The 22070-nt window shown below is 63.0% G+C and carries 18 protein-coding genes and 1 tRNA gene; 12 read left to right on the top strand and 7 right to left on the bottom strand.

Features of this window, described 5'->3' with window-relative positions:
• Positions 1 to 132 precede the first annotated feature (132 nt).
• Both tsf and rpsB read right to left on the bottom strand, forming a co-directional pair.
• Positions 133 to 1011, bottom strand: coding sequence for a translation elongation factor Ts (gene tsf, locus BT115_RS07105; RefSeq protein ID WP_072321767.1), 879 nt, complete (start codon positions 1009 to 1011; stop codon positions 133 to 135).
• A gap of 75 nt (positions 1012 to 1086) precedes the next feature.
• Positions 1087 to 1938, bottom strand: a complete 852-nt coding sequence (gene rpsB / locus BT115_RS07100; RefSeq protein WP_072321766.1) for a 30S ribosomal protein S2 — start codon at positions 1936 to 1938, stop codon at positions 1087 to 1089.
• A 373-nt stretch (positions 1939 to 2311) separates the two neighbouring features.
• On the opposite strand from rpsB, the gene map reads away from it, so the two are divergent.
• The 6 genes from map to BT115_RS07070 all read left to right on the top strand — a co-directional run bounded on the left by map (position 2312) and on the right by BT115_RS07070 (position 12376).
• Complete coding sequence (gene map / locus BT115_RS07095; RefSeq protein WP_072321765.1) at positions 2312 to 3079, top strand: type I methionyl aminopeptidase; 768 nt, start codon at positions 2312 to 2314, stop codon at positions 3077 to 3079.
• A 98-nt stretch (positions 3080 to 3177) separates the two neighbouring features.
• Positions 3178 to 5835, top strand: coding sequence for a [protein-PII] uridylyltransferase (gene glnD / locus BT115_RS07090; protein WP_255369362.1), 2658 nt, complete (start codon positions 3178 to 3180; stop codon positions 5833 to 5835).
• Positions 5720 to 6649 carry a 2,3,4,5-tetrahydropyridine-2,6-dicarboxylate N-succinyltransferase gene (dapD, locus tag BT115_RS07085; protein WP_343124051.1) on the top strand — a complete coding sequence of 310 codons (930 nt, stop codon included), beginning with the start codon at positions 5720 to 5722 and terminating at the stop codon, positions 6647 to 6649. Before glnD ends, dapD begins: the two co-directional genes overlap by 116 nt.
• Positions 6650 to 6653: 4 nt before the next feature.
• Positions 6654 to 7007, top strand: a complete 354-nt coding sequence (locus BT115_RS07080; RefSeq protein ID WP_072321763.1) for an arsenate reductase — start codon at positions 6654 to 6656, stop codon at positions 7005 to 7007.
• A gap of 1 nt (position 7008) precedes the next feature.
• Positions 7009 to 8142, top strand: coding sequence for a succinyl-diaminopimelate desuccinylase (gene dapE / locus BT115_RS07075; protein ID WP_072321762.1), 1134 nt, complete (start codon positions 7009 to 7011; stop codon positions 8140 to 8142).
• A gap of 85 nt (positions 8143 to 8227) precedes the next feature.
• Positions 8228 to 12376 (top strand): dermonecrotic toxin domain-containing protein, encoded by a 4149-nt coding sequence (locus tag BT115_RS07070; RefSeq protein ID WP_072321761.1) that lies wholly within the window; start codon positions 8228 to 8230, stop codon positions 12374 to 12376.
• Positions 12377 to 12392: 16 nt separating this feature from the next.
• Here BT115_RS07070 and BT115_RS07065 read toward each other — a convergent pair whose 3' ends face one another.
• Positions 12393 to 13205: a phosphodiester glycosidase family protein gene (locus BT115_RS07065; protein ID WP_072321760.1), complete on the bottom strand. Its 813-nt coding sequence runs from the start codon at positions 13203 to 13205 to the stop codon at positions 12393 to 12395.
• A 102-nt stretch (positions 13206 to 13307) separates the two neighbouring features.
• On the opposite strand from BT115_RS07065, the gene BT115_RS07060 reads away from it, so the two are divergent.
• Positions 13308 to 13796, top strand: a complete 489-nt coding sequence (locus tag BT115_RS07060) for an NUDIX hydrolase (protein ID WP_072321759.1) — start codon at positions 13308 to 13310, stop codon at positions 13794 to 13796.
• Between the two features lie 159 nt (positions 13797 to 13955).
• On the opposite strand, the gene parC is transcribed toward BT115_RS07060, so the two are convergent.
• Positions 13956 to 16196 (bottom strand): DNA topoisomerase IV subunit A, encoded by a 2241-nt coding sequence (gene parC / locus BT115_RS07055; RefSeq protein WP_072321758.1) that lies wholly within the window; start codon positions 16194 to 16196, stop codon positions 13956 to 13958.
• Positions 16197 to 16462: 266 nt separating this feature from the next.
• Positions 16463 to 17497: a proline iminopeptidase-family hydrolase gene (locus tag BT115_RS07050; RefSeq protein ID WP_072321757.1), complete on the bottom strand. Its 1035-nt coding sequence runs from the start codon at positions 17495 to 17497 to the stop codon at positions 16463 to 16465.
• Between the two features lie 137 nt (positions 17498 to 17634).
• Between BT115_RS07050 and BT115_RS07045 the strand changes: the two genes are divergently transcribed.
• Complete coding sequence (locus BT115_RS07045) at positions 17635 to 18588, top strand: RHS repeat-associated core domain-containing protein (protein WP_072321756.1); 954 nt, start codon at positions 17635 to 17637, stop codon at positions 18586 to 18588.
• A gap of 607 nt (positions 18589 to 19195) precedes the next feature.
• Here the strand turns inward: BT115_RS07045 and BT115_RS07040 are convergent.
• The gene (locus tag BT115_RS07040; protein ID WP_072321755.1) at positions 19196 to 20026 is read right to left on the bottom strand and encodes an endonuclease/exonuclease/phosphatase family protein; all 831 of its coding nucleotides are present in this window, start codon (positions 20024 to 20026) and stop codon (positions 19196 to 19198) included.
• A gap of 163 nt (positions 20027 to 20189) precedes the next feature.
• Between BT115_RS07040 and BT115_RS07035 the strand changes: the two genes are divergently transcribed.
• From BT115_RS07035 to BT115_RS07020, 4 genes are all read left to right on the top strand, one after another.
• Positions 20190 to 20660, top strand: a complete 471-nt coding sequence (locus BT115_RS07035) for a hypothetical protein (protein ID WP_072321754.1) — start codon at positions 20190 to 20192, stop codon at positions 20658 to 20660.
• A 71-nt stretch (positions 20661 to 20731) separates the two neighbouring features.
• Positions 20732 to 20920, top strand: coding sequence for a DUF3606 domain-containing protein (locus BT115_RS07030; RefSeq protein ID WP_072321753.1), 189 nt, complete (start codon positions 20732 to 20734; stop codon positions 20918 to 20920).
• A complete protein-coding gene (locus BT115_RS07025) occupies positions 20917 to 21153 on the top strand; it encodes a hypothetical protein (RefSeq protein ID WP_072321752.1) in 237 nt (78 codons plus the stop codon). Before BT115_RS07030 ends, BT115_RS07025 begins: the two co-directional genes overlap by 4 nt.
• Positions 21154 to 21300: 147 nt before the next feature.
• A complete protein-coding gene (locus BT115_RS07020) occupies positions 21301 to 21792 on the top strand; it encodes a nuclear transport factor 2 family protein (RefSeq protein ID WP_177257389.1) in 492 nt (163 codons plus the stop codon).
• A gap of 145 nt (positions 21793 to 21937) precedes the next feature.
• Here the strand turns inward: BT115_RS07020 and BT115_RS07015 are convergent.
• Positions 21938 to 22013: transfer RNA gene (locus tag BT115_RS07015), tRNA-Phe, on the bottom strand.
• Positions 22014 to 22070: the final 57 nt, after the last annotated feature.

Here is a 22070-nt window from a genome sequence, read left to right as displayed (position 1 = left end):
TGAAGAGTGAACCGTGAAGAGTTAACCGTGAACAGCAAAAACGGAGCAGCTTCTACTTGCGGTTCACTGTTTACGCTTCACGCAAAGAAAAGGCCGCAATCGCGGCCTTTTCTTTGCAGCTTACGGGAAGGCTTACGCCAGGCCGGCCTGCTTCATCACCTCGGCCGCGAAATCGTCAACGACCTTCTCGATACCTTCGCCAACGGCGAGGCGCTTGACGTCGACGACATCGGCGCCGGCCTTCTTCAGTGCCTCACCCACCGTGATGGCGGTGTCGAGGGCGTAAGCCTGGCCCACGAGCGTGACATCGGCGAGGATCTTGTTGACCTTGCCCGAGACGATCTTCTCAAGGATCTCGGCTGGCTTGGCCTTTTCGTTGTCGGTCATCTTGGAGAGCTCGATTTCCTTTTCCTTCGCGAGGAAGTCAGCCGGGACGTCTTCCACCTTGATGAACCTGGGGTTCATCGCGGCCACGTGCATGGCGATGCCCTTGGCGAGCTCTTCCGAGCCACCCTTGAGCGCCACCAGAACGCCGATGCGGCCGCTGTGCGAGTAGGCGCCGATGGGGCCGTCGTTCTGCACGCTGGCCATGCGGCGGACTTCGAACTTCTCGCCGATGGTAAGGGTGAGCGCCTTCGCGCCTTCCTCGACCGAGGCGTCGCCGAGCTTGGCGGCCTTCAGAGCCTCGATGTCGGCAGCTCCGGTCTCGAGAGCAACGTTGGCCACGTCCTTGGTGAACTGAATGAACTGCTCGTTGCGCGACGAGAAATCGGTTTCGCTGTTCACTTCGACCAGCACGGCGGAGCCGGCCTTGCTGGCGACGGCGATGAGGCCTTCGGCAGCAACGCGGTCGGCCTTCTTGTCAGCCTTGGCCATGCCGTTCTTGCGCAGCCATTCCATCGCCGCTTCGATGTCGCCCTTGTTTTCGACGAGTGCCTTCTTGCACTCCATCATGCCGACGCCGGAACGCTCACGCAGTTCCTTGACGAGGCTAGCGCTGATCTCAGCCATGGTAATTCCTCAATGTTTTGATGGGCGCCGCGGCGGTGTTGCCGCGGCGCCGGGTGATGCGGAAGGGGCGGGCGCTTACGCGCGGGCGCCGCGACCACCGTCACGGCCGCCTTCGCGACGCGGGGCACCCTTCTTGGCCGGCGCGCCACGACGCTCGCCGCGCGGGGCCTCGTCCTTGGCGACCGGGTTGCCTTCTTCGTCCAGCTCGACGAACTCGTTGGCGTCGCCACGGGCGGCGTTCGGAGCGGCAGCCTTGCCTTCCAGGATGGAGTCGGCAGCGGCGCGGGCGTAGAGCTGGATGGCGCGGATGGCGTCGTCGTTACCCGGGATGGCGTAGTCGACGAGGGCCGGGTCGTAGTTGGTGTCGACAACGGCGACGACCGGGATGCCGAGCTTGCGGGCTTCCTGCACGGCGATGTCTTCATGGCCGATGTCGACGATGAAGAGGGCGTCCGGCAGGCGGTTCATGTCCTTGATGCCGCCCAGCGAGTTCTGCAGCTTCTCGCGCTCGCGACGACGGGCCAGCACTTCGTGCTTGACCAGGCGCTCGAACGAACCGTCGGTCTCGGCGGCTTCGAGTTCCTTCAGGCGAGCGACGGACTGCTTCACCGTGCGGAAGTTGGTCAGCATGCCACCGAGCCAACGGGCGGTGACGAACGGCTGACCGGCGCGAGCGGCTTCCTCGGCGAGCGACTCGCGGGCCGAACGCTTGGTGCCGACGAACAGGATGGTGCCGCCCTTCTGGGCCAGGCCCGAGAGGAAGTTCATCGCGTCGTTGAAGAGCGGGAGCGTCTTCTCGAGGTTGATGATGTGGATCTTGCCGCGGGCGCCGAAGATGTACGGAGCCATCTTGGGGTTCCAGTAACGGGTCTGGTGACCGAAATGGACGCCGGCTTCCAGCATCTCGCGCATGGTGACTTGTGCCATGGAATACTCCTGGGCGAACCGCTCTGGCGGTTCTATGGGGGTTGGGACCTCCACGCATCCCCGGCTTCGACCCGACCTGGACGCGACGCCTTTCGCGACGACGACAGGTAGGGCACCCCGAAGGCGGTGCCGATGCGTGTGTGGCGTTAAAGCGATTGCCTTGCGCCGGGGCCAAGCGTGGCGCCGTGCGGTTACAATCGCGCTTCGAATCGCCGCCGTGTTCATCCTGTGGATGACTGCGCCGGTCAGCAAAACTCGCCGATTGTAGCCTTTGGAAGCCTCTCGCCGCAAGCCGAGGCTGGCAACCGGGAGGGGCGCCCCCATCTGGGAAGGCAGGCCCAATCCCCTGAGGGCAAAGAAAAAAGAGAGAACTATGGCTGTCGTACCGAAGACCCCCGATGAAATCCAGGCCATGCGCGAGGCTGGCCGTCTGGCCGCCGAGGTGCTGGCGATGCTTGTGCCGCACGTGAAGCCGGGCGTTACCACGGAGTATCTGGACCAGCTCGCCCACGATCACATCGTGAACGTGCAGAAGGCCATTCCGGCCAACGTGGGCTATCGCGGGTACCCCAAGACGACCTGCACCTCGGTCAACCACGTCATCTGCCACGGCATTCCTAGCCCGAGCAAGGTGTTGAAGGATGGCGACATCGTCAACATCGACGTGACCGTGATCAAGGACGGCTGGCACGGCGACACCAGCCGCATGTATTTCGTGGGAACGCCGAGCGTGCTGGCAAAGCGCCTGGTGGACACCACCTTCGAAGCGATGATGAAGGGCATCGAGGCCGTGAAGCCCGGCGCCACGCTCGGCGACGTCGGCGCGGCGATCCAGAAGCATGCCGAGGCGGCGGGTTTCTCCGTCGTGCGCGAGTACTGCGGCCACGGCATCGGCAAGGTCTATCACGACGAGCCACAGGTTCTGCATTACGGTCGCCCGGGCACGGGGCTTGAATTGAAGCCTGGCATGACCTTCACCATCGAGCCGATGGTCAACGCCGGCAAGCCGCAGACGAAGTCGCTGCCGGACGGTTGGACCGTGGTGACCAAGGATCATTCGCTGTCGGCGCAATGGGAACACACCATTGCCGTCACCGAAGACGGCTTCGAGATCCTTACGCCGTGGCCCGACGCCGCCTGATCGTTCTTCCGTAGTACGGTGCGCCGTATGCGCGCCCCGCGTACCGGGTCGTGCCGCAAGGCGCGCCGGAAACGAGCTTTTCCCCAGGAGGTTCGGACGTGACGCTGCCACCGCTTCCACGCCTGCCCGCCGTCGTGCCCCGTTCGGGCGTCTCGCCGGAAGCGCGCCGCTCGCTGCGCCAATTGCTTGGCGACGTGGATCGTGCGCTCACGGTAGCGTTCCGGGATGGCGAGAACGCCTCCGCTCTGGCCCGCCGTCGGGCCGAGATCGTGGAGCGCATCGTCGTTCACGTGTGGGGCGCCTGTCTGGGTGACATGGCCGCCGCCGCGCTGTTCGCGGTGGGCGGATTCGGTCGCGGCATGCTGTTTCCGCGGTCCGACGTGGATCTACTGGCCATGGTGGGCGAAAGCTCGCCGGCGCTCTCGCGTGCGCTGGAGCTGTTCTTTGCGTGCTTATGGGACGTAGGCCTGAAACCAGGCCATGCGGTGCGCACCGTGGAACAGTGTCGCGAGCTTGCCGCGCAGGACGCGAGCGTCTTCACCAGCCTGCTCGATGCGCGGCGCCTGGCGGGATGGCCGATCCTCGGCACCGCCTTGCGCGGCATCCTCGACGATCCCGACATCTGGCCGCCGCGCGCTTATCTGGCCGCCCGCCTGGCCGAGCGCGATGCCCGCCACGCGCGCTACGACGATACCGCGCAGAACCTGGAGCCCAACCTCAAGGATGGCCCCGGCGGGCTGCGCACGCTGGACGCGCTCCGTTGGTTGGGCATGCGGCTGGCGCATGCGCCCGATTTCGACGCGATGGTGGCCGAAGGTCTGCTCGAACCGGTCGAGGCAGCGCGGCTGACTCGCGCGGAAGAAACGCTCCGCCGCTATCGCTACGCGCTGCATCTCGAAGCCGGCCGCGCCGAGGAGCGTCTCCTCTTCGATTACCAGCGCGCGCTCGCGGCGCGGCTGGGATTCGAGGACGAGCACGCGAAGAACCTTGGCGTCGAGCAGTTCATGCAGGGCTATTACCGTGCGGCGACGCAGATCGAGCGTTCCGGCACGCAGCTGGTCGAACGCTTCGAGGAAATGCTGGACCCGGCGGCCGAGCCGCAGCCGGTGGGCAGCGACTATGTTCGCTATGGCTCGCGCATCGCGCTACGCAATCCGCATCTGTTCGTACGCCGGCCTTCGGCGCTCGTCGAGATATTCATTGCGCGTCTCGACGAGCCGGGAATCACGGGCTTTACCGCGGAAACCATGCGACGTATTCAGCATGCTGTTTCAGCGCTCGGCGAATCGCTGGCCGATGATCCCCAGGTGCTGGCGGCCTTCCTCACGCTGCTGCGTCGAGGGGCGCCCGCGGTGGAAGCGTTGTGGCGCATGAACCGACATGGCTTGCTTGCGGCGATCCTCCCAGCGTTCGGCAAGGTCGTGGGGCGAATGCAATACGACCTGTTTCATGTCTACACCGTCGACGAACACACCTTGCGCGTGCTGCGCAACGTGGCGCGTTTTGCCGATCCCGCCGCCCGTCGCGACTTTCCCATCGCCTGCGAGGTCTGGCCGCACCTGGAAAAGCCTGAACTTCTGTTGCTCGCCGCGCTGTTTCACGACATCGCCAAGGGGCGTGGTGGCGACCATTCCGTGCTGGGCGAAGAAGAGGCCCGCACGTTCTGCACGCGTCTCGAGTTGCCGGCAGACGACGTCGAACTGGTCGCATGGCTTGTGCGGCATCACCTCACCATGAGCACTACCGCGCAGCGCCAGGACATCACCGATCCCGACGTGGTACACCGCTTCGGTGCGATCGTGCAGGACTGGGAACACCTCGATCATCTCTACCTGCTGACCATCGCCGACATCATCGGCACCAGTCCCAAGCTCTGGAACGCGTGGAAAGACCGCCTGCTCGCGGATCTCTATACAGCCACGCGCTTCGCCTTGCGCAGCGATCTCGCGCAGCCGGGCCATGCCACCTCGCGCGTGCGCGAATGCCGCGAGCGCGCACTCGCCATGCTGGCGGCGGAACACGTGCCGGCCGACGCCATCGCGAAAGTGTGGGCAGACTTTCCCGACACGAGTTTCCTGCGCCACCGTCCCGAGCAGATCGCCTGGCAGACCGCCGCCATTCTTCGCGCGCACGGCGCCACACCGCTGGTGGAAGTCCATCCGTTCTCGGTGCGCGGCAGCACGGAGCTTTTCATCTACACGCCTGATCGCGACGGTCTGTTCGCGACGGTGACGGCCGTGCTCGATCGCCTGCGCTTCTCCGTGGTAGAGGCGCGCGTGCTCGTCTCCAGCACCGGCAAGGCGCTCGATACGTTCCTCCTGCTGGAATCGGATTCGCAGGCACCCGCGACCTTGCAACGCGCCGAGGAACTTCGCGGGCGCATGCTTCGCGCGCTCGAACAGCCGGTGGGTCACGGTCCGCCCAAACGTAGCCTCTCGCGCCATCTTCGGCACTTCCAGATGGCTCCGCGCATCGAGTTCGTGGACGCGGGCGAACGCACACAACTCGCCCTGGTCTGCACCGATCGTCCCGGCTTGCTTGCCGCCGTGGCGCAAGCGCTGGCCGAAGCTGAAGTACGCGTGCATGATGCGCGCATCGCCACGTTCGGCGAACGTGTCGAGGACTTCTTCCAACTCACCGATCGCAGCGACGCCCCGCTATCGCCCAACCATCGGGAGATCGTGCGGACGTGCCTGTTGCGGCATATCGGCTCCGAAAGCCCCAGGATTTCCCCTCATGCAAATGCAAACGCTTGAATCCATCATCGACGACGCCTTCGAGCGTCGCGCCTCCCTCACCCAGAACGAGATGGAGGGCGATCTTCGCGAGGCGGTTGAGCAGGTGCTCAATCTGCTGGAGTCCGGCGAGCGTCGCGTGGCAGAACCCAACGGTGAAGGCGGCTGGACAGTCAACGCGTGGCTGAAGAAAGCCGTGCTTCTGTACTTCCGCATGAATGGCAACCGCGTGATGGATGGCGGTCCGTCCAGCGCGTTCGACAAGGTGCCCCTGCGCTTTACCGATGGCGATGCTACCGAGTACGCGAGCCTCGGCGCGCGCGTCGTGCCGGGCGCCCTGGTGCGCCGCGGCGCGCACATCGCGAAAGATGCCGTGCTGATGCCGAGCTACACCAATATCGGCGCTTACGTTGGCGCCGGGACGATGGTGGATACCTGGGCGACCGTGGGCTCGTGCGCGCAGATCGGCGCCAACGTGCATCTCTCTGGTGGCGTCGGCATCGGTGGCGTGCTGGAGCCGCTGCAGGCCAATCCGACCATCATCGAGGATGGTTGCTTCATCGGCGCGCGTTCCGAGGTCGTGGAAGGCGTGGTGGTGGAGAAGGGCTCCGTGATCGGCATGGGCGTCTTTCTCGGCCAGTCCACGCGTATCTACAACCGTGCCACCGGCGAGATCAGCTACGGTCGCGTGCCGGCCGGCAGCGTCGTGGTGTCGGGCAGCCTTCCGGCGAAGGACGGCAGCCACAGTCTCTACGCGGCGGTCATCGTGAAGCAGGTGGACGAGAGGACGCGTTCCAAGACCGGCATCAACGAACTCCTGCGCAGCGGCGAATGACACGATGACGATCACGCTCTACGGTCTGCCCAACTGCGATACCTGCAAGAAGGCGCGCAACTGGTTGGGGCGCTTCGACGTCGCGCACGAGTTCATCGATTACCGCGCCAACCCGGTGCCTGCCGCCACGCTGAAAGCCTGGGCCGAGCAGCTTGGCGGATGGGAAAAGCTGGTGAACAAGGCGTCCACCACGTGGCGTACGCTGCTGCCGCAGCGCAAGGATCCGCGTACCGATCCGGAATGGACGTTGCTGCTGAAGGAATATCCCGCGCTGATCAAGCGCCCGGTGGTCGTCGATGGGGACACGGTGTCCGTCGGCTTTTCCGACAACGCTTTCAAGAAGCGATTCGCCAAATAGCATGTCTGCCGTCATCGATCTTACCCGGGAGCTGATCCGCCGCCGCTCGGTCACGCCCGACGATGCAGGTTGCCTGCCGTTGATTGCCGAACGGCTCGAACGCGTGGGGTTCCGCATCGAGCACCTGCGCTTCGGCGAGGTCGACAACCTGTGGGCGACCCACGGTGCGGCAGAGCCTGTGCTGGCTTTCCTTGGGCATACCGACGTGGTTCCTCCGGGGCCGGAGGAGCGCTGGCGGTTTCCGCCCTTCGAGCCCACCGAGCACGACGGCATGCTCTATGGCCGCGGTGCAGCGGATATGAAGGGCTCGGTGGCGGCAATGGTCGTGGCGCTGGAACGCTTCGTCACGTCACATCCGCAGCATTCGGGCACGGTGGGCCTGCTGCTTACCAGCGACGAGGAAGGCGTGGCGCTGCACGGCGTACGCGAGGTGGTCGAACATTTCGCGCGCAGCGGGCAGCGGATCGATGCCTGTGTGGTCGGTGAGCCCTCAGCCAAGGAGACACTCGGCGACCTCATTCGCGTCGGTCGACGTGGCTCCCTTTCCGGCACGCTGACCGTAAAAGGTGTGCAGGGCCATGTGGCCTATCCGGACAAGGCGCTGAATCCGATTCATCGTTTCGCACCTGCGCTTGCAGCCCTGGCTGCGGAGCGCTGGGACGATGGCAATGCCGATTTCCCGCCCACGTCGTTCCAGGTGTCCAATATCCACGCGGGCACCGGCGCGAACAACGTCATCCCCGGTGAGTTGGTAGCGCTGATCAATTTCCGTTTCTCCACCGCCAGTACGGCCGATGGCTTGCGCGGGCGCACGGAGGCCATCCTTCGGGCGCATGACGTGGCGTTCGATCTCGATTGGCATCTCTCGGGCCATCCCTTCCTTGCTCCCCCTGGCGGGCGCCTGCGTCGCATCACGGCCGAAGTCTGCCGCGAACTCTGCGGCATCGACCCGGAGGAAAGCACGGGCGGCGGCACCTCCGACGGCCGCTTCATCGCACCGATGGGGGCCGAGGTCATCGAGCTGGGACCGGTCAACGCAACGATCCACAAGGTGGACGAGTGCGTGTCGTTGGCCGATCTGGAACGCTTGCCCGATCTCTACGAAGCGATCTGCGATCGCATGCTGCGGCAATAGCCTACGCCGGTTGTAGCGAAGGCCTATAGGTCCTGGTGGTCTAGCCCGTAAAACTCTCGGGCACCACAGACGTGAAGGACTACCTATGGGACCGTTCGTGCGACATACGCTGACGGCGTTGATTGCCATGAGCCTAAGCCCGACCGCATCGTCGTCAGCGCAAGAGCTTGCTGACGGGCAGATAGTGTCTGCAGACGATGCCTTGGACGCGGCGCGCTTGCTGACGCGAGTCACTGGCGCCGACAACGCGAAACTCGGTGCCGCCGTGGCGATGCCCGATGCCGATGCGATCAATCAATTGCTGAGCGACATGCGCTCGGTGATAGCCGGTAGGCCCGACTTCGCGTCGGCATCCAGGAAGGCGCTTGCTGACGAATTGAACCAGAAGTTTCCGGGTATTCTGCGGAAATACGATGTTGGCGACATCTACGTAACGACGTTCACGGCGGATGGGAATGAAGCGAGCAAGACGGTGTCCTCCCGTCGCCTGCTGGACGTCTATCGGGAAGCAATCGCCGTGAAAGGTGTCTTTCCGGTTTACAACCAGTCCGAGACAGGCTTCTTCAGCGCTGCGAGCACTACGGCTGCCGCCGCGAGGATTTCTGAACTTGCCGGCGGTTCCGGGTTGACCAAGGTGGAGGCGGCCCTCGCCACATCGGCCAGCTTCAAGCACGCGTACGACAAGCAGTCCGACGCATTCTGGAACCAGCCCCTTCCGGAGCGAAGGTCCACGACCGAGAGGGTGGCTCCGACGCGAAAGCAATGGGTGGCGCGAGCGATAGGCGCACTCAGGAAGCTGGAGGTGGAGGCAGGCGTCCACGAGGGATCGCTCGACGAGGCGGCCACGTCGCTTCTCTCTGCGGTTATTTCTCCTGATCCAAGTGCGGGCGAAGGATCGCCTGGCGTGCTTGGCATTGAAGTCACCCTCGCAGGCAAAGGCGATAACAGCGTGGTCCCCTCCGACGCGCTGATGGTCTCTGAGCGCGCATGCACGGCCTTTCCCCAAGGCGATTGTGGGAAGGTGCTGCTGCTTTCTCCCAATCTTTCGACAAAGGTATTCGACAGCGCCGCGGTCATGCATGCGTGGATCGTGCAGGCGCTCGGTGAGTCAGCGAACGTACGTACGCACGCCGTCGACGATGGGCTCGTCTGGATGATCGACCGCGTGATTCAGAATGCATCCAGCGAGTTCGCCGAGGCACTCCGTCATGCCTCCCAGGCTACGATGAAGGCAGAAGAACTCGTACACACGTTGGCCTCGCATGGCGACCCGGTGGACGATCTCGATCAACGGTTTGTCATCCATGCCTACAACAGTCGCCGCGTTCTCGAGCTACTGATGCCCGATGACGTCGTCGACGGGACGATGGCCGTCAAACGAGCATGGTGGACGAAGGCGGCAACCTATCTCAAGAAGTTCAGCGCATCGTTCGATACCACGACCAAGGATCTGGCGATTCCTGGTGACTTGAAAGAATTGTCGCGAGACACCCTGAGGAAGCTGCTGGTCGCAGCCGGTTTGGAAGTGACCGATCCAGACGCGATTTCCGTGTTCGAGTGGACCTACCGCGAGCACCACAAGGGTAAGCAACGACGCTGGCAGGGTGACGATGGAAGTTGGAACAAGGTCGACGAGAAAGGCACCTGGCACACCGGCAAGAAACTGAGCCTTACAGAGATCGCGCTTGAGAACATGGTCGCGACGCAAAGACAGCTCTCGCATTACGAGGTCCTTGACGACAGAGGGCTGCCTATCGCCGGTCTGTCCGACGAAGTAGTCACGCGTATGGTCCGTGAGGCGGATGTCGCCAAGCGTTACATCGATGCAGTCGATCGTTTTCAAGCGACGATAGACCTCGACGCATTTGCACTGGCGTTGGGACACCGAATGGCGTTCGAGCTGGTAGCAAGCGGCCGTTCGCTGCCACGGTCCGAACTGACGGGAAAAACGACTGGATCGATACTTCACGCGCTTGCCCATCCGAGCGCCACGTCGCGAATTGCTGTGCGCCATCTTCACGTCGGAGAGGCCAGCGTAGGTGGTGGTGTCGTGCTTTTCGAGACAGGCCAGGAGGGAGACCAAGCGTTCGTTCTTTACACTCCTCATGCGCCGAGTGGCAGCGCGTTTCGCGCGTTCCGCAGTCTCGGCGACATATCGACTCTGTTCCGAACCGATGCCGCGTTGCGCACCTACATCGTCCAATCCATCGTCTCAGGCGAGCGAGCAGCCGCGACGCAGATTCTTCTGCGGGGCGGGCGAAGCGACGTGCAAATGGTTCCAATCGAGGGCGATTTCCTCCGGGCGAGTGCGCTCGCCTTTTTCGTCCAGCTTCGGAACGAATCACGATACATGGCCGTTTCGACGTCGCGGAAGGACCGGTTGGAGGTCGCGCATCACGTCAATGGTGCATCGGATCTTCTGAGCATGGTTCTGCCGCTTTACGGTCTCGTGGAGGGCGGTATGGGAATGACGGGAGCCGTGGAGTGCTTCGTGGATGGCGCTGAAGGCTGTTACGGGAAGCTGGGCATGGCCGGACTCTCCATCGCGCTGGAAGTCGGACCACCGCTACTTGCCCGCCCACTCGTTTACGCAGGCAAGGCCCTGGGCCGATCCATAGGCAAGCTGGCCACCTTCGGTCGCCATTCCACGGTGGGGCGAAGCTTTACGCTCCCGATGCCTGCCAACGTTGCGGCGCCGCGTTCATCTGAGGCATGGGACGACCTCGCGCGGCAGTTTGCGGTGCGCGATGTCGATACCAGCGCCATGCACTCGCCGTCTCCGAATCTGTATCGCGACAGCGTCGGGCAGGAGTACGTAAAGATGCGTGGGCAGGTGTTCAAGAGCCGAAATGTCTCCAAACCCGATGGCAGCGTCGAGAGAGTGATCTACCACCCGACGGCCGCGGGCAATAGCCGGCCAATTACGTTGACCAACGGCGAGTGGCATCCGCGTCCATATACCGGGTTGCTGGGTGGTTTTCCCGATAGACCGCCACCCATCGAATGGCGCGAGCCGCGCTGGGGGGAGGGCATCTTCCGAGGCATCGATCGGCCCAGGGACGGAAACATCATGGTGCCCCTGAATGGCTACCAGACGCCCATACGTTTCGATCTGCAAACATGCAGATGGCGCTTGGTCGACCGGAACGGAAAACTGTGGGAGGAGGTCGAGTACGACGCCGCCGCCCGTGCATGGAAGTCCGTAGTCACGGGCGGGCCGTCGGGTGCTCCGCCGGTGCCTTCTCCGCGCGCTACCGATGAGGCCAGGCGTGCGGCACTGATCGAGTTCGGAATCAGTCGCGACCCTGTGTCATGGCCGAGTGTCCGCCAGGGACCGAGGAGCGAGATTCCAAAAGTAATCAATCAAATTTGGATTGGTGACGTCAATGAGTTGATGAGGCTGGGCGGCGTGCGTGGCAAGGACGGGCTGCCCTTCAAGGAAAAGGCATTGACGGACCTTATTGGCGACAACAGCCGCATCGCAAATGCGAAAGGATATAAGCCGACGCTCTACGTGTTGCCGGATGATGCTACCTCTGGGAGCCTCAGCAGGCTACGCAGCAAATTGCCGGGTGTGGAGGTGGTGGATCTGCGAAACACGGAGCTGTTCGAAGGCTTCAAGGCATCGACGCACTACGAGGCGTTTCTTTTCTTTCAAAAGAATGAGAAGGCGACGCGGAATCTGGCCGCAGCCAGCGACATCCTCCGCAACTACATCCAGTACAAAAAGGGAGGTATGTACCTCGATACGGACGACATGCTCAAGCCCGCCTTCGGCGAAAATCCTCTGCAGGCAGCGAAAGACGAAATACTCACGGGCCCACTCGTGACCAACAGGGATCTGAATATGCTCGGTGAGTTCAACACCAACGCCTTCGGCTCCCACAGCGGTAATCCGTTTTTTCTGGACTTGCTCCAGGAGCAGACGGCGAGGTTCAAGCTCAATCAAGCAAAATTGCGCAATCGCCCGTACGGAGACAATCCGGAGGTGGGGGTCTACATGGCAATGATATCGAGAACCACAGGGCCCCATGTGTTCAATATCAAGCTTCGCGATCGATCGCCCGGGCATGCGCGATATGCCGATGCCGCACTCGACCGTCACATGATCGGTAAGGACAAGAGTGTGAGCAACGCCTATTCCGACGGGACATCCGAACTCCAACGCACTTACGAGCCGTTGTTGCGCGGGGTAGATACAGGGAGCAACCATTCATGGAGGCAAACGAGGTAACGCTGGCGCCTGACGATCAGCGCCGCTTCGGAAATACCGCGACGATGCCGGCGTAAGGCTTGGTCATGAACGCGGGTGCGCCAACGTAGCCGTCGTCCGGCGTGTATGCCTGCGAGATCGTGCCGTCGAGGAACAACGCGTCCCGGCAGCCGATCTCGTCGCGGAACAGCCGCGCAAAACTGTGAAAATTGACCGGCGCGCGGCTGACCACGAAGACGACGTCGTGCGACGTGCGAGCACAGACACCGCTGCGCCATTTCATGCTGTCCGAGCCGTTGTCGAACTGGGGATTGATCTGCCCGTCGATCACCAGCATGGGCCCGGACTGCGTTGCCCAGCGCGGCTTGCGATCTGCCGCGCGAAAGGCTTCGCTGCTACGGACCTCCGCGCTGCCGTCGTCATAGACGGCGAACACGCCATTGGGCAGCAACGAGAAGTTGCCCGAACGCGGATTGCCATGCACCAGATTCAGCGGCACGAGCGTCTTGCCGTTCTCCACGTAAAGCCCGAGGGGCTTGAACTCGCGGTCGTAGATGCCCGCGTTGGTCGCGAAGACGAGAGGGCGCCCTTTGCCCGCGGTCCAGGTCTTCAGCGCTTCGATGCCACCGAAGGGCTCGCCGGTATCGGGGTTGCGCCAGATCAGTTCGATGTCCTCGTTGCGCGTGTCTACGTTGACGACGAAATAGGACTGGCTGTCGAAGACGACGTCGCGCCCGTCCACGGCGTCCGCCGGATCGGCGCAGCCGACGGCAAGGGCCGCGAGGCAACCGATAGCGAGAAACCGCAGCGCGGATGCGCCAAGCGCGAGGGACGAAGGGAGCGGGAGCATCGGACGATGTTCGCCGGACGGGCCTTGCAGTGCAAGGGCGATGGCGCGGGCGAGCGGCGCAAGGCGTAAACTCCAGCGTTTTTCCCCAAGCCTTCCCTCGCCATGCCCTATACCCCCATCGTCGCCACGCTCGGGTACGTGTTGTCGCCGGACGGCCAGCGCGTCCTCATGATCCACCGCAACGCCCGCGAAGACGATCAGCACCTGGGCAAATACAACGGCCTCGGCGGAAAAATGGAGCCAGGCGAGGACGTCGCGTCGTGCATGCGCCGGGAGATCAGGGAAGAGGCAGGCATCGAGTGTGTGGAAATGCGCCTGCGCGGCACGCTTAACTGGCCGGGTTTCGGCAAGCGGGGCGAGGACTGGCTCGGCTTCGTCTTCGTCATCACCCGCTTCGAGGGTACGCCCCTGACATCGAATCCCGAGGGATCGCTGGAATGGGTGGCGCTCGATGCCCTCGATGCCCTGCCTATGTGGGAGGGCGATCGCCATTTCCTGCCGCTGGTGTTCGACACCGACCCGCGGCCGTTCCACGGCGTGATGCCGTACAAGGACGGGCGAATGGTGTCGTGGGATGTGACGCGGCTTTAAGCAGACCGCTCTGTTTTTGCGGGTGCTGTTTTTGTGGGAGCTGTTTTGTGGGAGCCGCCATGGCGGCGAGAAGCCAACGAAGCAGTGAAGCGTCGAGGCACGTATTCCTCGCCGCCATGGCGGCTCCCACACATGACGGCTCCCACAGGTAAGCCGCGGTCAGCCGGTGGTTTCGATGCGCTCCACGCGTCGCAGACCACGCGGCAGTACACCGCCGCGCGTGGCGCGGTTGCCGCCGTATTCGACTAGGTCCGCCCATTTCAGCGTGAGCTTACGCTGCCCCGCATAAAGCGTGACCTCGCCCTTGCCCTCGGCGACCACGGCGATGCCGACGACGCGTTCCTCGCCGGATACCAGCTTGGCCTTCGGGATCTCGATGAGCTTGTTGCCCTTGCCCTTGTCGAGTTCCGGCAGTTCCGCGACCGAGAACATCAGCAGATGGCCTTCGCCGGTGACCACGACGATGCGGTCGCGCGACGGATCGGCCGTAAGCGCAGGCGCCAGCACCCGGGCACCATCGTTCAGCGTGATGATCTGCTTGCCTGCCTTCTGCCGGCCCGTGAGTGCCTCGAAGCGGGTCACGAAGCCGTAGCCGAAGTCGGTGGCGAGGATCACGCGGGTGTCGTTGTCCGCGGCCACCACGGCATCGAAGCGGGCGCCAGCCGGCGGGCTGAAGCGGCCGGTCAAAGGTTCGCCGTTGCCGCGCGCCGACGGCAGCGTATGCGCGGCGGTGGCATAGGCACGGCCGGTGGAGTCGATGAACGCGACCTGCTGTGTGGTCCGCGCGCGGGCCACGGCCAGCAGGCTGTCGCCATCGCGGTAGGACAGCGCTTCGCCGTCGATGTCGTGCCCCTTGCCGGCGCGTACCCAGCCCTTCTGTGACAGCACGACCGTGACCGGCTCGGAAGCGACCAGCGCGCTTTCGTCGAGCGCCTGGGCGGCGCTGCGCTCGATCAGCGGCGAGCGACGCTCGTCGCCGTACTTCTCGGCATCGTTGCGCAGTTCTTCCTTGATGAGGCCCTTGAGCTTGGCTGGCGACTTGAGCAGGACATTGATCCGCGCGCGCTCTTCCTCGAGCTTGTCGCGTTCCTCGTTGATCTTCATTTCCTCGAGCCGCGCCAACTGGCGCAGCTTCGTCTCGAGGATGTAGTCGGCCTGTTCCTCATCGAGCCGGAAGCGCGCAATCAGCACGGGCTTCGGTTCTTCCTCGGTACGGACGATGCGGATCACCTCGTCGATGTTGAGGTAGGCGATGCGCAGCGCTTCGAGCATATGCAGGCGACGCTCGACACGGCCGAGACGATGGTTGAGGCGTCGCGTAACGGTATCGGTACGGAAGCGCAGCCACTCGCTGAGGACCATCTTGAGGTCCTTCACCTGCGGCCGGCCGTCGAGGCCGATCATGTTGAGGTTGACGCGGAAGCTCTTCTCCAGGTCGGTCGTGGCGAAGAGGTGCTGCATCATCTCGTCGACGTCGACGCGGTTGGAGCGCGGCACGAGCACGAGGCGGATCGGATTCTCGTGATCCGACTCGTCGCGCAGGTCTTCCAGCATCGGCAGCTTCTTCGCGCGCATCTGCGCGGCGATCTGCTCCAGGATCTTCGATGGCGAGACCTGATGGGGCAGGGCCGTGATGACGATGTTGCCGTCGTCACGTTCGTAGACCGCGCGGGCGCGGATCGACCCAATGCCGTTTTGATACATCGCCACGATTTCCTTGCGCGGCGTGATGATCTCGGCGGTGGTCGGGTAGTCCGGACCATGCACGTGCTCGCACAGGTCGATGATCGTGGCGTCGGGATCGTCGAGCAGGCGAATGCAGGCGCTGGCGACCTCGCGCAGATTGTGCGGCGGGATATCGGTGGCCATACCCACGGCAATGCCCATCGAGCCATTCAACAGGACGTGGGGTACGCGCGCGGGCAGCCAGGAGGGTTCTTCCAGCGTGCCGTCGAAGTTGGGCACCCAGTCGGTGGTGCCATGGCCCAGTTCGGAGAGCAGCACTTCCGCGATCGGCGTGAGGCGCGACTCCGTATAGCGCATGGCCGCGAAACTCTTGGGGTCGTCCGGCGAACCGAAGTTGCCGTGACCGTCCACCAGCGGGTAGCGATAGGAGAAGGGCTGGGCCATGAGGACCATGGCCTCGTAGCAGGCCGAGTCGCCGTGCGGATGGAACTTGCCGATCACGTCGCCGATGGTGCGCGCGGATTTCTTCGGCTTGGCGGTGGCGCCCAGCGCCAGTTCGCTCATGGCGTAGATGATGCGCCGCTGCACGGGCTTCAGCCCGTCGCCTACGAAGGGCAGGGCGCGGTCCAGCACCACGTACATGGAGTAGTCGAGGTAGGCCCGCTCGGCGTAGTCCTTGAGCGGGATCTGTTCGTAATTGGCTTGCAAATTCATGGGCTTGTGCATCCGGCAGGCGCGCTACTGCGCGTCGATAACCGGACGATGTTGCCAGAAAGGCGTCTCAGGAGCGAAGACTTACCCGGCCCCCCGCGGCGATAGGCCAAGGCACCGGTGGGAGCCACCCTGGTGGCGATAGGCCAACGAAGCGGTATAGCGGCGAGGCAAGCTCCCATCGCCAGCAGGCTGGCTCCCACCGGCAAGCTCTCGCCGCCATGGCGGCTCCCACAAGGGCCCGGGCCCATCCGGCACAGCCGGCCGCGTCAATTCACCGGCTTGCCCGCGTCCACGTCCTTCAGGAATTTGATCAGCCCCGTGAAGTAGGTCTTCTGATCGTCGTACATGGCCAGGTGCGAGCCCTGGGGGCAAAGCAGGAAACGCGCGTCCGGCATCTTCTTCGCCATGGCGGCCATGTATTTCGGGTCCATCGTGTCGTACTGCGCCCCGATGACCAGCGTCGGTACCTTGATCGTCTTCAAGGCTTCGCTGCGATCCCAGTGGAGGAGCTTGCCGCTGGCGCCCAACTCACTCGGGCCCTGCATCGACACATAGATCTGCTCGTTGATGTGACCGAAGGCACGTTCCACCGGCTCCGGCCACTGCGCCGCCGGCATGCGCAGGATGTGCTTTTCGTAGTGCATCGGCATGAGGATCGCCATGTACGCCGGATCGTCGGTCTTGTGCTCCGCTTCCAGTCGCTTCACCTCGGCCAGTTTCTTCGGGTCCATGGCCGGCATCAGCACCTTGGTGGCGTACTCGTTGTACGCGGGAATGCTGTCCATCATGTTCGAGATGATCAGCCCCTTGAGGTGCTGCGGGTACTTCAGCGCATATTCGATCGCAAGCACGCCGCCCCAGGAGTGCCCGAGGACGAAGAAGTTGTCCTTGTCCAGGTGCAACGCCTGGCGCACCTGCTCCACCTCGTCCACGAAGCGCGGGATGTCCCAGAGCGACGGATCGGTGGGCTTGTCGCTGAAGGCCGAGCCGAGCTGGTCGTAGTAGTAGTACTCGATCCCCGCACCGGGGAAGTAGCTGTCGAACGCCTCGAAGTATTCGTGCGTTGCCCCTGGGCCGCCATGCAGCAGAAGCACCTTGATGGTCGGATTGTTGCCGACCCGCTTGGTCCAGACCTTGAACTTGCCCTTGGGCGTGTCGATGACGATCGACTTCTGCCCGCCGGACAGCACATCGTCGCGGCCGGTGTTGTCGAAATAGGAGGCCGTCGTGGTCGGCGGCGTGGCGGCGCTTACGCAGAACGAGACGAGAGCGAGGAGTGCGGCAGTAACAAGGCGACGCATGGGCTTACTCCGGCTAGGGTGGCAGCATCATCCCTGGCTCGCCTAGACTGGGCAAGCGGTCTGCCGGCCAGGGGCGGGAAAGCGCGCTGGCCTGGAGTTTTTGTGCAGCGATAACCGTACAGCCACAGGGGAGGGGTATGCGTATCTCGCAGGGGAACTACTGGAAGTGGGCGTGCTCGGCGGCCGTGTTAATCGTGGCGGCGCCAGCATGGGGTGCAAAATCAGTCTCGTATTACTACACGGACCCGCAGGGAACGGTCCTGGCGGTGACGGACGCGAGTGGAATCGTGGTCTCATCAGTGGACTATGCGCCCTATGGCGCTTCCGCCATGGGCAATCCAGGCGATGGTCCAGGGTATACAGGGCATGTCGCCGATTCCGATACCGATCTGATCTACATGCAGGCTCGATATTACGACCCGATCGTCGGCCGCTTTGTGGGTATTGATCCGAGCCGCCCGGCTCCAGGCGATCCATTCGGGTTCAATCGATTTGCCTATGCGAACAACAGCCCGCTCGTCCATATCGATCCCGACGGCAGGAACGCGATCATTACCTATAAGCAGGACGGCAGCATCTCGATTGCGGTGCCCGTGAGATTTTCGGGGCCGGCCTCCACCAATCCTCAGGTTATATCGGACATCAAATCGAACGTCGCTGCGAAATGGTCTGGGCTATACAACGTTGCGGGAGCGGTCACACTGGTAAAGGTTGCCATCGTGGACGTGGATGCAAGTACGCCTAAGAAAGCCATAAACAATATCCAGCTTGTAAACGGCCCTACGTCTGACACAACCACTAAGGGCGCATCATTTGTTCGTGGTGGGAATGCCGGCGAATGGAACGTGACATCGCAAGGATGGTCCCAGGGCGAGGCCGAGCATGAGACAGGGCATCTCATGATGGAGAAGGATCACTATTCAGACACGCGAGACGCGAGTGGAAACCGTGTTACCACAGCGGATCCCGGCTATGAATCGAACCTGATGGGGACGCTTGGAAAGAGCGTAATTACGGATAGCCAAAATATGAAGTCTATCCTGAGTAGTAATGGCAACATCTCGGTCAAAGAGCCGCCGACATCACCATAGGAGCTGGTTGTGAAAAAAGTGGACTGCCTTATTGGTGTTGTTTTCAGTGCGGCCTTGTTCGCGGGAGTCACCAGCGTCACTTATGGGTCAACTAGCCAAGTTCAGAGCAAAGCATCCCCCACGTCACATCGAATCTATTGCAACGTATATACGGTGACAGCCTGCTTCAACGTCGGCCAGGGGGATACGCTGGCGATGTCGATTCCTGTCGATTTCGTCTTGTATGACCTCCGACTCTCGTCATCTGTCACGGCACGTATCTACCTGGGTTACAACCCGGACAAGAGCATCTTCGAGTCAGCAACATCATGTCGAACACACGGGAAAGCTTCGCGCTGTAGGTATGTCAGATCCGGAAAGGTTCTGGATATTCTGTACGACGGAGGGCGGCAGAATCAGCCATTTCTCCACGTTCACGTCGTCGAAGACGGAGTCAACTCTGCAAAGACGGTTCGCGAGTTTTTGGGCGATTTCCGGCCGTGCGCCCCGACAGACAATGGAGTGGCTTGTACCGACGAGCGGATTTTCGATCAGATCGATTAGCGGTGGCGGGTGGGTGTGGTTGGGTCCACCCACCCCAAGCGCATTGGGGCTCCAATCGATTGACTCAAAGGTCGAAGTCGGCGAACACCGGGAAATGATCCGACGGATAGCGTCCGTCCTTCGACGTCGTGACGGTCTGCACGGACGTCGGCGATACACCGCGGTAGAGAATCCAGTCGATTCGCTTGGTGGCGTTGCCTGTGAAGTTGTGGAACGTCTCGGCCGGGCCCTCGCGCTTCGGCGCGGTTTCCCACGCGTCCTTGAGCGTCGCCGTCAGGGTCGTGTGCGATTCGCTGTCCGGCCCCGTGTTGAAGTCGCCGGTGACGATGACCGGCACGTCCTTCGGCAGTTTGGCGATCCACTCGTTCATTTCATGCGCGCTGCGCGAGCGGGCATCCTCATCGCTGTCGCGGTACGGGTAATGCGTATCGAGCAGGTAGAAGCGCTTGTGATCGGAGATGCGTTCGAACAGCGCCCAGTTCACCATGCGCGGGAAGAGGTTGCCCCAGGTGATGCTGCCGACCTTGTCCGGTGTGTCGGAGAGCCAGAAATCACCCGATTCGACGAGCTTGAGCGTGTCCTTGCGGTAGAAAATGCCCATGTGCTCGTCTGTGTGCTTGCCGAAACGGTCGCGGCCAAACCATGTGTATTCCGGCAGCCTTGCCACCGTGTCGTCGCCTTGTTGCTTGTGCAGTTCCTGCGTGCCGATGACGTCGGGATGGAGTTGCCGGATGGTATCGGCGAAGAGGTCGCGTCGATGATTCCAGTCGTTCAGGCCGTCGTTGCCGGTGATCGTGCGGACGTTGAACGTCATCACCTTCAACTCACTCGCGGCGACCGAGGTCGCGGAAATAGCCAGGGCAGCGGCGATGGCCAAGTGACGGAATCGAATCATGGGGACGAGCTTCCTTCCGAACGGGAACGCCGACTATAGCCAGAGCAGCGCCCCCATGTCGTGACACGTTACCGCCCGCGACGCCGTGTCCACCCAGGAAAACCGCCTGCGTGGCGCGGGTGAGGCAGAATAGACGACTCGATCGACGGACGCCGGAGGCGACATGAGCTTGGATCACGATTCGCCCGGCAAGCCGGCCAATGGGCGCAGGGTGGTGTGGATCATCGTAGCGGTGGCGTTCATCGCTTCCGCCACGACGGCGATGCTTGCGTTCACGGCCTCGCATCGCGCCAGGGAGAGGGACGCCAAGGCACTCGCCGCCGACACCGCCGATTTGCGCGCTGAGTTGGACCTCTGGCGAACGCAGCTCGCCGATGCGGAAAAACAACCGTCGCAAGACCAGGGCCCCTATATCGATCGCCTGGTCTTGCGTACCCGCGAGCTCAGCCTGTGGAAGCCGCGTACGCCATGCGGGCAGGACGCGCGTGGGCAGTTGGTGCATGCGATGGAAGCGCGCCTCTCGCTGATGTTGCATGAGCCATCGCCGCCCACGGGCGCATTGGATGAGGCCGCCGTGCTGGATGGCGCGTTGCGCCAGTGCGAGGCGATGCGGGGCAGGGATGTGAACATTTGAGCGTCCGCGTCGAAGTTACGTGCGCGTAACAAAGCTCGTGGTACAGGTGCTTCTTCCTACGAGGCCGCGCCATGAACGAAGAGATCTTTGTCGCCGCGCCAACCGACCTGACGCGAGTGAATGTCACGTTGCGTTCGGACATCCGTTACTGGACGCGCGCTCTTGGCGTGAGTGAGAACGTCCTGCGAAGTGCCGTGAAGAACGTCGGGGAGCATTCGTGGGACGTGAGAGCCGAACTGCGACGCAGGCGCCGTCGATGAACGACGCAGGCCGTCCGTTTCGCATTTTCATCTTCTACCCAGGCATGAACGAGCGGGTCTGGCGTGTGGTGTTGCCCGGGGGCGCGAAGCATCTGTTTCCCACCGAAGGTCGTGCGGTCGAATTCGCGCTCTCGTCAGCATCGGCGGTGACGGGTCAGATGCGACGTGTCGAAGTGCTCAAGGAAACGCTTTCGGGTGGTTGGATGGTGTTGCCTCGGGTCAGCGCCACCTGATCCGTCGATCGGCTGGGTGCTCCCGGTGGTGATCGACCCCGGCACAGCAGGTGGGAACCGGTAGCGCGGGGCAGGGTGACGAACGGGCCATGCGCAAGCATCGGCGGCGCCGGATGATCCGGCTACCTTCGGTCACGAGAGATGTCCATGTCGCGCTCCAGAATGGCCTTGCTGTCCCTCGCACTCCTTTCCGCCGCTGGAACGGCCGTCGCCGCCGAGAGCACGCCCGAGGCAGCGGTCGCGCGTTACATGAAGGCGGAGCACGACTTCGACGTCCCCGCACTCCGCGTGATCCTGCTACCCCAGTTCGTCGAGGTATCGCCGCGCGGGGAAGTGGACGAGCACGATGCCGTGCTTGGCTTCTATGCGCCGGACAAGAAGAGCGAGATGCCGCCAACCTCGTTCGAGGACGTCAAGACACGCACCCACGGCAACAGCGCATTCGTCACCGGCACTATCGTCTTCACGATGAAAGGCATGCAGCGACGCCTGACCCTCGGTGCGAGCGTGGTCAAGGGCCCCGACGGTTGGCGCATGGCGTCGGCGCAATACACGCCCGTGCCGCCCAAGGCACCGCCCCCGCCGCCGGTCGCACCGCAACCACCCACGCCGCCTCCGGCGCCGACGCCTGGCGGTTAGCGCTCGCCGTTTTCGGAACAGGGCGGACGAATACAGAGCGCAGTTCCTTATGTCGTCGACTCATGGCATTCGACGACATAGAGGAGCCACGAAGCTTAGCGCTCCACCAAAAGAAAAGGCTCGCATCGCTGCGAGCCTTGAATAATGGTGGCTCGGGACGGAATCGAACCGCCGACACGGGGATTTTCAATCCCCTGCTCTACCAACTGAGCTACCGAGCCACGGGTGCCTGCAACGAGCGTTGCGGCGAGTGGAGCCGCGTATTAAATCGGGTGACG

It is taken from the genome of Luteibacter sp. UNCMF366Tsu5.1, from assembly GCF_900119235.1.
Taxonomy (GTDB): domain Bacteria; phylum Pseudomonadota; class Gammaproteobacteria; order Xanthomonadales; family Rhodanobacteraceae; genus Luteibacter; species Luteibacter flocculans.
This window is presented reverse-complemented; position numbering and strand designations above follow the sequence as displayed.

What these genes read in the sequence shown, in the direction of transcription:
- BT115_RS07020 (WP_177257389.1), top strand. Translation starts at nt 21,301, where the DNA reads ATGTCGCGCTCCAGAATGGCCTTGCTGTCCCTCGCACTCCTTTCCGCC.
- BT115_RS07050 (WP_072321757.1), bottom strand. Translation starts at nt 17,497, where the DNA reads ATGCGTCGCCTTGTTACTGCCGCACTCCTCGCTCTCGTCTCGTTCTGC.
- BT115_RS07080 (WP_072321763.1), top strand. Translation starts at nt 6,654, where the DNA reads ATGACGATCACGCTCTACGGTCTGCCCAACTGCGATACCTGCAAGAAG.
- BT115_RS07025 (WP_072321752.1), top strand. Translation starts at nt 20,917, where the DNA reads ATGAACGACGCAGGCCGTCCGTTTCGCATTTTCATCTTCTACCCAGGC.
- BT115_RS07040 (WP_072321755.1), bottom strand. Translation starts at nt 20,026, where the DNA reads ATGATTCGATTCCGTCACTTGGCCATCGCCGCTGCCCTGGCTATTTCC.
- BT115_RS07045 (WP_072321756.1), top strand. Translation starts at nt 17,635, where the DNA reads ATGCGTATCTCGCAGGGGAACTACTGGAAGTGGGCGTGCTCGGCGGCC.
- BT115_RS07070 (WP_072321761.1), top strand. Translation starts at nt 8,228, where the DNA reads ATGGGACCGTTCGTGCGACATACGCTGACGGCGTTGATTGCCATGAGC.
- BT115_RS07060 (WP_072321759.1), top strand. Translation starts at nt 13,308, where the DNA reads ATGCCCTATACCCCCATCGTCGCCACGCTCGGGTACGTGTTGTCGCCG.
- parC (WP_072321758.1), bottom strand. Translation starts at nt 16,196, where the DNA reads ATGAATTTGCAAGCCAATTACGAACAGATCCCGCTCAAGGACTACGCC.
- map (WP_072321765.1), top strand. Translation starts at nt 2,312, where the DNA reads ATGGCTGTCGTACCGAAGACCCCCGATGAAATCCAGGCCATGCGCGAG.
- BT115_RS07065 (WP_072321760.1), bottom strand. Translation starts at nt 13,205, where the DNA reads ATGCTCCCGCTCCCTTCGTCCCTCGCGCTTGGCGCATCCGCGCTGCGG.
- BT115_RS07035 (WP_072321754.1), top strand. Translation starts at nt 20,190, where the DNA reads ATGAGCTTGGATCACGATTCGCCCGGCAAGCCGGCCAATGGGCGCAGG.
- dapE (WP_072321762.1), top strand. Translation starts at nt 7,009, where the DNA reads ATGTCTGCCGTCATCGATCTTACCCGGGAGCTGATCCGCCGCCGCTCG.
- BT115_RS07030 (WP_072321753.1), top strand. Translation starts at nt 20,732, where the DNA reads ATGAACGAAGAGATCTTTGTCGCCGCGCCAACCGACCTGACGCGAGTG.
- rpsB (WP_072321766.1), bottom strand. Translation starts at nt 1,938, where the DNA reads ATGGCACAAGTCACCATGCGCGAGATGCTGGAAGCCGGCGTCCATTTC.
- tsf (WP_072321767.1), bottom strand. Translation starts at nt 1,011, where the DNA reads ATGGCTGAGATCAGCGCTAGCCTCGTCAAGGAACTGCGTGAGCGTTCC.